Source organism: Paenibacillus sp. J22FR83, from assembly GCF_059691955.1.
Window position 1 is genome coordinate 199588 of sequence record NZ_JCAUAM010000008.1, and the last position, 11559, is coordinate 211146.

The window sequence follows — 11559 nt, forward strand, 5'->3', positions numbered from 1 at the left end:
AAAGTATTTATATTGCACATAGAAGGTAAAGAATTTACCCGTATGTATGCCAGCGATTGTTTATACTAACCTTAAAATGCACAAGGAGGTGGAATCGGGGCGGATAGAAGGGGGATGGCATTTCTACATTTGTTTGATTGGTGCGCACAGGTTACTTGCAAGTATTCGTCTTAGTCGTGGGGGGATTTAATTGAAAATTGTAAAACAATTGCTATATTTCGTTCTTACGATCGTGCTAATTAGCACAACTTTACCAGTTGCAGTACATGCAGATACTACCCAGAGGCAGCCTATTACGGTTTCTGGTGATTTTACACATATAGATTTTAATGTAACGAATCCGTCTGTTACGAATAGCGTGTATACATTGGATTCTAAACTATTGGGAACGGTTACAACGAGTGCAGGAAGTAACTCGGCAGGAAGAGTCGCGGATAGCGACGGTTCAAATGTGTTCTATATGGAAGCGAATTCGGGAGCGATTAATTCCTTTAGGAGTGCTATTAATAAAACAGACCGATTCGGCATCCAAAGCAGAGTGAAGTTTAACAATACCACCTCTAGCCGAAGTTTCTTTGAAGTGAAGAGCATGACGCCGCCGACGGGAACAGCCGCATGGCCAACACTGTTGACCTTCGATGAGCTTGGTAGGGTCAAAGATTCGAAAAACAATATCATTTCGACCTATGCGGCGGACCAATGGATCGATATCGTCATTGATATGGACTCGCCTAATCATCGGTATAGTGCTTGGATTAATGGCGTATTAGTCGCTGATCATGTTGACTTGGGTAACTATGTCGGCGTACTCCAGAATAAGATTGCTCAAAATAAAAACGCATCCAATGCGCCAAGCCGGACTTCGATCGCCTACGTCAAAGCAGGTACAATTAGTGACCCATCGCCACTCACTGGGCTAGCTATTCAACCGTTAGATGGAGATTTTTTTGTCAACCAAACGAAGCCATTAACATTAATCAAAACACCGTCAAGTACGACGGATTTGAATTATGCCTGGGTATCTAGCGATGAGGGGATCGTAAAGGTCGATCATGCAGGTCTAATCACGGGTATAAATGCTGGAACAGCGCAAATAACGGTCTCATCGATCATGAATCCGTCTATAACGGCTTCAATTGGTATTACGGTTAAAGCCATGCTAGCACCGATCCAAATCAATGCTACATATGTGAACGCCGATTATAGCACCACTAGTCTTCAAGTTAATAACAATGTTGTAACGGTCGATTCTAAATTTGTAGGGAGCATTACGACTACAGCAGGTTCTAACAGTGCGGGGCTCACTAGTGATGATGATAACAACACTGTATTATTCATGGAAGCCGTAAACAGTGGTGTAAACTCATTTAAATCCGCAATGAATCTAACCGATCGCTTCGGTATTCAAACACGAGTTAAATTCAATAATACAAATTCGAGTAGGTCGCTTTTTGAGATGAAAAGCATGAATCCACCATCAGGCACTCCTGCATGGCCTACGTTGCTCGTTTTTGATCAATCCGGGAACATCAAGGATTATAAAGGAAATGTACTGGGCGCGTATGCAGCCGATCAATGGTACGACATCGTGATGGATATGGATTCACCCAACCATCGTTACAGTGTATGGATTAACGGCGTGTTGAAAGTCAACCAACTGGATTTGGGCAATTATGTGGGCGTACTTCAGAACAAAATAATTCAAAATACAAATGCCAGCAAGACGGCGAGTCGGACTTCCATGGCTTATATGAAAGTTGGTGAAGTTGCTCCACCGCTGCAGGACCTTATCATTCCTGATATGACGGTGGATAGAGGGAAAGGAGCTATGTTAACGTATGTGACAGTCCCAGACAAGGGATTTGTTAATAAAGTAACATGGACCTCTTCGAACCCTAGTGTGGCCAAACTATCAGGTAACGGACTGTTGGCGCTGACTACAGGATCAGCAACAATTACTGCGACCGAATTAGCTAGCGGGATTAGTAAGTCTTTTCAAGTTACTGTTCAAGAACCCGCTTCTAGTTGGAGCTCTCGCGCCATTAGCTCTGACGATTTAGCTGCGGTGTTAACTTCATCTTACAGACCAGAGCTTACTTACAGCTTCGAACAAATAATGACGGCTGAACTTCAAGCCTATACGGATATGGCGGATGGCGAGTTTATTCAGGCCGTTCAAGCAGAATCAGCCAAACTAGTTATTCCTGATCTTCATACCAAGTTCGAAAAGTATGCACGGCTGTTCGCTCAGCTGTATAAGTTGACGAATGACCCCAAATACGCAAGGAAGGCGGGGCTTATCCTTTATTATCAAGCGTTGGATTATCCGCGAATTGTTGTGAACACCAACTATACAGATTTCTGGGGAGGAAATTATCAATTCCCACAGGATGCGGTATATGCCTACGGCTCCTTAATTGACTCTGATATTTGGGGACAGCTTGACCCTCATGTTACGCAATCTGAAGTGAAACAAACCATTGAAGAGCTGTGGCTTAAACCTGGCGCTTACGAGAACATCAGGCTCGTAAACAGCATGAGGTTGAATAATATCACTCCTTATGGCGGTCGCTCATCCGTAGTAACGGGTATGCTGTTAAACGATCCGAACATGATTCGTGAAATTATTGATATGTATGATCGGTTAATGAACGGCGACAATTATTTATTTGATGGTATGTGGTATGAAGAAACTACGAGTTATGGTGATCAGGCTGCTGGCAATGTCAAAACGACGGTGGATGTGCTCAAAAACTGGAGGGATCCAGCGGATTATGTAGATACCAGATTTGGGCTTCATTTAAACAATACGGATCTAAGCTCAAGGTGGCCATTACTTCAGATGTCGCTTGGGTATAGCACGGATAAGATGATATATCCAGATGGCAAAGCGATTCCTGTTAATGATACGTATGGAAAAACGGGAGATCCACAGCCTTTGCCTACTACGAATAAAGGGCTAAAGAATATCGAATTACCAGGTTTGGGTTATTATGGCCTGTTTCAAGGGGATGCGAATGAAGCTACCCATGCAGGGCTGTTATATCAACCTACAGATTTAGGTTTTTCAGGTGGCCATACGCATGCAAATTTTTTATCTCTTGACCTTTGGGGGGCAGGAGTCGAAATGCTGCCCTATACAGGGTACTTGAATCGGACCACCTATGGTGATGGAAGTGGCGCTACGTTGCGGTACCCCTCGATGCGACCGTTATGGAGGAATATGCCATGGGTATGGAGGCAAGACGGAGCGAATACGACATCAACAGATGCCTGGGCCAAGCCTGCGCTATTAGCTTACGATTCTGGAGATGCGAATGGTAAGAAAGTTCAACTCGTGGAAGGTTCCGATCCAGGACCGGAAGGCAAAGGCGCGATCATGAATCGCAGATTGCTTATGATGGTTAATCTCGATGGAAATCGCAACTACACGTTTGATTTGACCCGAATGCAAGGTGGTCAAGCGCATGAAATATACCAACGGGGCGCAGAGTTAGAAAATATGGATGTTGGGGTCCATGGCATTCAGCTCGCCGACACAGGAAAGGCCAACTTACAGGAGTATCTGACGAGCATTAATAGCACGGCGGGCTTAGCAACGGATAGAAATTTACTGATGAATCCGAAAGCGGGTAACGGCGATAACAGCTTCTCCTTCACATGGACAGGACAACAGACAGGAGCTTCAATTCATACATTTATGAATGCCGTAGATGGCTCACAAGTGTTTTTATCAAGTATCCCAACAGCTAGAAGAATTGAAACAAAAGCTGACGAGTCCATCTATGTGACGCCGCATCTTACGAGAAGGCACATGGTTGCTGATAGCAATCAAATTACACAATTTGGGGCTGTACATGAGATCTATAGACAAGACCAGACTGGCGAAGTAAGCAATGTAGAGTGGTTTAAAGCCGAAGACTCAGATCCGATGACCCATATTGCGGTCGTAAGAAGCGAGAAATATAAGGATATCATCTACACAAGCGGCGACACGAATGAACGCAGCTTGGATGGCATTACCTTTGCCGGCAATATTGCGCTGGCAAGAATCGACGCCGTGACGGGAAATCTCCTGTTCAGTTACGTTTATGGGACAGGAAAGGTAGTGGTCCAAAATCAAACTCTAATCGGTTATGATACGCAACAATTGGAGATTACGGGAGCTACTACTGCATCGATCAACACAGGCCTTGATCCTGATGTAAGAGGAAATACGATTACCGTAAAAGGCAAGATTTCAAATTCCAACGCATTGATTGGACAACGCATCCAAACCAAGTTGGCAGATGGGTCCGGATATGGATTGAAGGTGATTAGTGTCACCGAGCTTAGTGATGCTACTGTAATTGGCGTGGAGAAGTACAATCCATTCCGGGTAACAGAGCAAGGGGTGGAAACGTTGTTCTTCCCGATGGTCTCGATTCCAGGAAAGGCCTATGTCATTGTTAATCTTCCTAAGGCTGCAACTAGGGTGGTCAGTACTGATACCAACAATAACAACACAGATCCGAGTGGGTTAACATTGCCTAGCGGCGTGATTTCTCCAACCGACCTCCCTCCTGATGACAAAATAGCATCTGAAAAACCAGACACAGCGATACCATCCAATCCTAGTGATATTGAAGGGCACTGGGCCGAGAGGGATGTTCAAGCTGCGCTAAAAGCGGGCATCGTGCATGGCTATGAAGACGGCACATTTAGACCCAATCAATCCGTGTCACGGGCTGAATTCGTCGTTATGCTGACGAATGCGCTGTACCCGAATGCGGGATCGGCGACATTGCAGGATTACGCGGACATTAGCGTCATCGGTGATTGGGCGAAGCAAGCTATTGCGCTAGCTACACAATTCAATCTCGTGCAAGGCTACGAGGATGGCAGCTTCCGCCCAGGCGCTACCTTATCGAGAGCACAGCTCGCTGTTATTTTGGCCAACGTACTCGGCGCATCCGCCAAAGCCGGCGGTCAAGCGGCTTTCGCTGACATCGCTGATATTCCGGCGTGGGCACGGAACGCGGTGAGTATCGTGCAAGAAGCAGGATTGATGAACGGATACACGGCGGACCGTTTTGGCCCGATGGGTGAGGTTACGCGAGCAGAGGCGATTACGGTGATTATGAGGCTGCTGCAGATGCAGTAGGTTCAGAAAGTGCACATCTAGGTCGAATAAATCCACCATCAAGAGGGCGCAGCTCTTTATACTAAGATCAGATGCTTGCTTGTAAAGAGATTAGAAGGGTGTGTGAGGTAGGGATGTTGTATGAGAATATGGGGCCTGCACCTAGCAACGGCGGCTTTCGCATGGAAGGCTATTGGGTATGGTGTGGTTCTGTTATAAAGGGTGAAGATCATCGTTATCACATGTTTGCATCGCGATGGTCCAAAGAGCTGCCTATGCACCCAGGCTGGTTAGTTGGTTCTGAGATTGTGCGAGCTGTTTCCGATACGCCAGAAGGGCCCTATCAGTTTGTTGAAGTTGTATTGCCTGCTAGAGGGGCTGAATACTGGGATGGGCGAAGCACGCATAACCCACAAATCCTTAAGAATAGGGATACCTACATCTTGTTCTATATGGGTTCCACTCATCCGTTCCCAGACGTATCGTCAGAGGAGCAACTCGACTTAAATGATCCCAGAACAATTGTAGCCCGATCCAATAAGCGAATTGGTATTGCTACCTCCACACGTTTGGAGGGGCCTTGGGCGCGTTTGGATCAACCGATCTTACAGCCGAGGCCGAGTAAGTTTGACAATTTCTTCACGTCTAATCCAGCACCATGCATACATGATGACGGTTCTGTCCTGCTCGTCTATAAATCGAGGACCTACAAGAAGCAGCCTTATCCGACTTTCTTGCACAGCTTTGAAATGTCTTTCGGAGTAGCGCGAGCCGATCACTACCTGGGGCCGTATACGGCTCTTTCCGACGAATCGATTTTCCCGATTGATACGTTTAACTTGGAGGATCCCTTTATTTATCAAGTGTCTGGCGGTTATGAGATGATTGCCAAGGATATGACCGGTAACATTTGCGGTGAATACCATGGCGGAATAATTGCGAGATCGAAGGATGGCGTGACATGGGAGGCTCTACGGGGGCAGAAATCCTATACACGTATGATCAAATGGGAAGATGGTACGGAACGTAGAATGGGGAGCCTGGAACGGCCGTTCATCTTGTTTCAGAATCAAAAACCGACGCATATGTTCTTTGCGACAGCCGATGGTCCTGGCGAATTTACTAATGCTGAAAATACATGGAACATGGTTGTACCGTTAAAATAAGCACTTCTAACAGCCCAAGGTCTTGAATGACTTTGAGGCTTTTTTTACGTAATTCTCAGTTTTGAACAGGTAAAGAAAGTGCACACTCTTGTAAAATGAGTCCCTCGTTGCAGGGTGTTATTTTGCTTATGATTACTCTACAAGCAGACAGTACAGGAATCAGAGGTGTGGGACGATGGAAAGTGTAATCAGGGAGTCAGATGTAAAGAATGCAATGCCAGTACGAAACAAGAGATTGTTCTGGACGAATCGTCGTAGAGAAGCCGCAGTAGGGCTGTTTTTCGTTGCGCCAGAGTTCCTTGGCATACTATTATTAGGAGTTTTTCCGCTGTTCTTTTCGCTGTACCTTAGCTTTACCGAATGGAATCTAGTCGGCGGATTAAGCGCGATTCATTTTATCGGATTGGACAACTATAGGGCACTGCTTCAAGATGACAAGCTAATCTTTTCGCTTAAAAATAATGCGATTTACACGTTAGTAACGGTTCCCATTGGAATGGCGTTGGGATTTATCCTAGCTGTGTTAATTAATTCAGCTGTCTATCTGAAGGAGTACTTTAAAGTCGTATTTTTTATTCCATACATTGCGACAGGCGTTGCGGTTGCGACGGTGTTTACTGCATTGTTCCATCCTTCCAGAGGACCAGTTAATCATTTATTAAGGGAGATAGGTATCTCGAATCCGCCAAAATGGCTTGGAAGTACCGATTACGCGCTCTGGGCGATCATTATAGTCGCGATCTGGATGCAAATCGGTTATAACATCGTCATCTATATGGCCGGCTTAACCAATATACCTGAGGATTTATACGAATCGGCGCAAATTGATGGTGCTTCGTGGATGCAAAGATTAGTGAAGATTACGCTGCCCTTGTTGGGGCCGACAACGTTCTTTCTAAGCATCACCTCCATCGTTGCTTCTTTCAAGGTGTTCGATATCATTGCATTCTTGACCGAGGGTGGTCCCAATAATTCTACGAATGTTCTTGTGTATTATATTTACGAAGAGGGTTTTAAAAACTTCAGAATGGGCTATGCCTCGGCGTTGTCATGGGTGTTGTTTCTCATTATTGCTATCGTAACTTCCTTTACTTGGCGGCTTCAGAAAAAACAATTTTAGAAGGGAGGGCGTACGATGGGTACAAAAGTTATATCAAAAAGTATCATCACGGCATGTATGGGACTGCTGTCTCTCTTATTCTTGTCACCCCTAATCTGGATGCTGTCAGCTGCATCCAAAGTTGAAAAGGATGTCATGGCGTATCCGATTCAATGGATACCTGAACATTGGAACTTCATTGCAAATTTCAAGACGGTTTGGCTCGGTCATGTTCCCTTTGGCCTGAACTATTTCAACTCTTTGAAGCTTTCGCTCATTATGACATTATTTACGCTGCTGTTCGCTTCCATGGCGGGATTTTCCTTTTCAAAGCTGAGATTTCCGTTAAAGAACCAGATTTTTATTATGTTGCTGTCCTTCTATTTAATTCCTTCGGAATCGACGCTTGTACCACGATTTATTATGATCAGATGGCTGGGGCTCTATGATACGCATGCAGCTTTGATTCTAATGGGCTCGTTTACAATTGCGTTGACCTTCTTGATGAGACAGTTTATGTTAAGCATTCACCATGAATATTTAGAAGCCGCCCAGATTGACGGTGCTGGATATTTGCGCATCTACTGGCAGATCGCTCTTCCCATGGCTAAGCCTATTATTGCGACAGTCGGTATTTTGAAATTTTTATGGACATGGAATGATTATCAGAATCCGTTAATTTTCTTAATGAATCAGAAGCTATTTACGATCCCGCTTGGGATGGGTGCTTTTAAGGACGAATATGCAACGAGCTACGCAATAACGATGATGGCTTCGGTCTCGGCAATCATTCCGTTGGTCATCATTTTTATCGTCTTGCAGAAACAAGTTATCAATGGCATTGCCGGCGGCGGGGTAAAAGGATAGCACGACAAAGTGCACAAGGTCATCAAGAAAGTGCACACAATGGGGCAACTAAACCATTTACAATAGCTGTAGCAACACAGTCAAATTCGTCGAAATCATAGGGGGAATAAATATGAAAACATTAAAAGTGTTACTATTGTCCGGTCTTGCTGTTTCCTTGTTGGCTGCATGCGGCAAACAAGACACATCTCAGTCAACAGGCGCAGCTGCAACGGCAACAGCTGCAGCTTCCAAAGGTCCAGTAACGATTAAGTACTATAATTGGGCAACAGGACCTTCCATTGATCAAATTAACCAGATTATTACGAACTTCGAGAAGAAAAATCCCAATATTCATGTTGAGAATGTGCAGCTGGTGAACAACGGAAACTCTGTGGAGTTCTATAAGAAACTCGACCTTATGGCAGCTTCCGGCGAGCCCATCGACGTCACAGATTTCTCGAATGTAGACTTTGTCTCTGAAAGGGCTGCTCGTGGCGTACTGGAGCCGCTTGACGAATACTTGAAGAAGGATAGCATCGACGTTGACCAAACCTACTACATGACACCGAAATTAGATGGCAAAGTGTACGGATTGGAGAATAGCAACCAATTGTGGTTAGTAGCAATTAACAAAGATGCGCTTGACGCCGCTAAATTGCCAGTTCCAACATGGGGTTGGACATGGGATGATTTCCGAGAGTATGCGAAGAAGATGACAACAGGCAGCGGAGATTCCAAACAGTATGGCGCATTCTTCTTCACTTGGGGCGAGTATGCGAATATGTCGGCCTATATGGAATTACCACATCCCTACTTGAAGAAAGACCAAACATCCGTATTTGGCGACGAATCGTTCAAAAATTTCTTTAACCTTCGCCGTGCTATGGAAAAGGATGACCAATCCGTTAAGGTGTATTCAGACGTGATCGGTGGTAAGTTGAGATATGACTCGGAATTCCTAAGTGGGAAGGCTGCTATGATTCCAACGGCTAACTTTGTTGTGAACCTTATTAAGGATACGGTGAAATTCCCGCACACATTCAAAACGGTATTCGCACCAATGCCGGTGTCTTCGAAAAATGTTGAGGTGGGTACTTCCAATCTTGGCGGCAGCTTCGTCAGTGTAGGCAAAAGCTCAAAGAATAAGCAAGAATCTTATGAATTTGTTAAATACATGACACAGCAAATGGATGTTATTCGTGATGTGCCAGGCGTGAAAAGTGCGGATAAAGATAAAGTAATTAAAGCAATCGTTGGTGACAAAACGGATCTGATCGATGTTGATTCTTTTTCGGCAACGCTGTTTGACAAGCGCATCAAGACTATTTATGACCCGTCTTTCTCAACAGCGTATTCCAGCCAGTTGAAGCCGGTATTAGAAAGCGGACTGAGCAAGTTCTTGCTTGACAATCTGACGGCAGAAGCTGCGCAAAAGCAAATGATCGAGGAAGCTAACAAAATTATTCAACAAAATAAGAAATAAGGATAAGGGCGGCCTGCAGGCTGCCTTTCTCTGTTCTCAAAATTTCAAAAAGGTATGCTATATTGGATGTATTGAACGTTAGAGACAGGAGTTAACGTGTGTATGAATTGGCTAATGAGATTCTCATTTCACAGGAAAACCCAAATGTCATTTGCAACTTTTATTCTGGTTCCACTTACGTTGGTGACGATTTTCTCGTACTCCTTGATTAAAGGCGTTGTGATCGACAAAGTTCGTACTTCTAATCAGAGTGTGGTTAACGTTATATCATCTGATTTATCGAAAAATATAGAGGATATTATTTACGCTTCGTATTTATTCAGCAACAAGGAAAGCAGCTTTTATCACGAGTTATTTGATTTTAAGGACGTTCAGAGATTAAACGCTTCAAGCGAGCTTTTTGCACAAAAACGCATATCGGAATATTTGGATATGGCGTTTTCCAAAACATCAGGGCTCAGCACACAAGTGTTCTTTGTGAACAAAGGCAATTTCGTTACGTATGCTGGAAATAATTCCTTGGACTACGAGTATTTAAGACGGTGGCTATCCCAAAATAAAATGGAGGAATTAGACAATTCGAGCGCCAGTCCGCTCATTTGGTTGAAAGGGGAAGGTCTGAAGCAGATTTATGCGAAGTCAATCGAATCGTTTTATTTTGCTGTGAAGGTTATTCGCGATCCAGATAACGGAGAAATGATCGGAACGTTGTTCGTAGGGATCCCAATGGATTATTTCGAACAGACCTTTGCCAAAAGTGGTACAGGCCAATTCCAACTGTTTACCTCAGAGGGAGAGTTGATTGAACAATATCCTAAAGAGCAGGTACAGATGGACAGTCGGCACGAATTGGAGGTACAAACGACCATCCAGCGGGCTAACTGGAAACTGGTATACCAGATTTCCTCTGTAAAAGTTACAGCGGAAATTTCTAAAGTGTTCGGTATTTATACTTTGATTCTATCTCTGTGTATACTAGCTTTTCTAATCATCTCAATCTTTATTGCTAGAACACTTCATACACCGCTGAATAAGCTTCGCAAAACAGCCGAACGATTCGGCAACGGCAATAGGCAAATTCGGTTCCAAGTAAGCGGTCAAGATGAGGTAGCTGTGTTAGGGAATGCCTTTAATCATATGCTTGATCAAATCAACCTGCTGATCGAAGAAGTGGAGCAAGAGCAGGAAGAGAAGCGAATGATCGAGTTAGACGCATTGTTTTCGCAAATTCGCCCCCATTTCCTACTCAATACGTTGAATTCAATCAAATGTAATTTGATAACGGATGGGGACTCCGTAAATAGCAAGCAAATCGACGCATTAATGAGCCTACTGCGGGCTTACATGCACGTTAATGAAAAGTGTAACTTGAAGCAGGAATGCAAGCTGCTGGGTGACTATGTCGAAATTATGCAAATGCGTAATGAGATGCAAGTTGATCTTCATATTGGGCTCGACGATGCGCTAGAGGTTATGGAGGTTCCGCGCTTATGCCTGCAGCCGTTAGTGGAGAATGCTATCGTACATGGATTTGCAAACGAATCCGAACAAGCTGCTATCTGGGTCAGTGCGCAGAGCGACGGGGTTCGGTGCCTCATCGAAGTGAAAGATAACGGTGAAGGCATGACGGAAGTGGAAAGGAAAGAGTTAATAGAAAGAGTGCTGAATGCTGCCATAGAGCCTCAAACTCCGAATCAGCGTATCGGCTTGGCTAACGTATATAAGAGGTTCAGGTTAACTTTCGGACAAGATCTTGATATGGACATTCGTTCTAATGAATATGGCGGTACTTCGGTGATGTTCACCTTTAACATACTAGGTACGCTGGAGAGGTGAGTCA

Annotated in this window: 6 protein-coding genes; all 6 read left to right on the forward strand. The window is 44.5% G+C overall.

Annotated features, from left to right (window positions below):
* The first annotated feature begins 190 nt into the window (after positions 1-190).
* On the forward strand, positions 191-5143 hold the full coding sequence (locus tag AC58PV_RS16360) for an S-layer homology domain-containing protein (RefSeq protein ID WP_497433280.1): 4953 nt from the start codon (positions 191-193) through the stop codon (positions 5141-5143).
* A gap of 113 nt (positions 5144-5256) precedes the next feature.
* Positions 5257-6288, forward strand: a complete 1032-nt coding sequence (locus AC58PV_RS16365) for a glycoside hydrolase family protein (protein WP_497433281.1) — start codon at positions 5257-5259, stop codon at positions 6286-6288.
* A gap of 175 nt (positions 6289-6463) precedes the next feature.
* Positions 6464-7408, forward strand: coding sequence for a carbohydrate ABC transporter permease (locus tag AC58PV_RS16370; RefSeq protein WP_497433282.1), 945 nt, complete (start codon positions 6464-6466; stop codon positions 7406-7408).
* Between the two features lie 15 nt (positions 7409-7423).
* The gene (locus AC58PV_RS16375) at positions 7424-8254 is read left to right on the forward strand and encodes a carbohydrate ABC transporter permease (RefSeq protein ID WP_497433283.1); all 831 of its coding nucleotides are present in this window, start codon (positions 7424-7426) and stop codon (positions 8252-8254) included.
* A gap of 112 nt (positions 8255-8366) precedes the next feature.
* A complete protein-coding gene (locus AC58PV_RS16380; RefSeq protein ID WP_497433284.1) occupies positions 8367-9719 on the forward strand; it encodes an ABC transporter substrate-binding protein in 1353 nt (450 codons plus the stop codon).
* 144 nt (positions 9720-9863) lie between these two features.
* Entirely contained in the window at positions 9864-11555 is a 1692-nt protein-coding gene (locus tag AC58PV_RS16385) for a sensor histidine kinase (RefSeq protein ID WP_497433285.1), read from the forward strand.
* Positions 11556-11559: the final 4 nt, after the last annotated feature.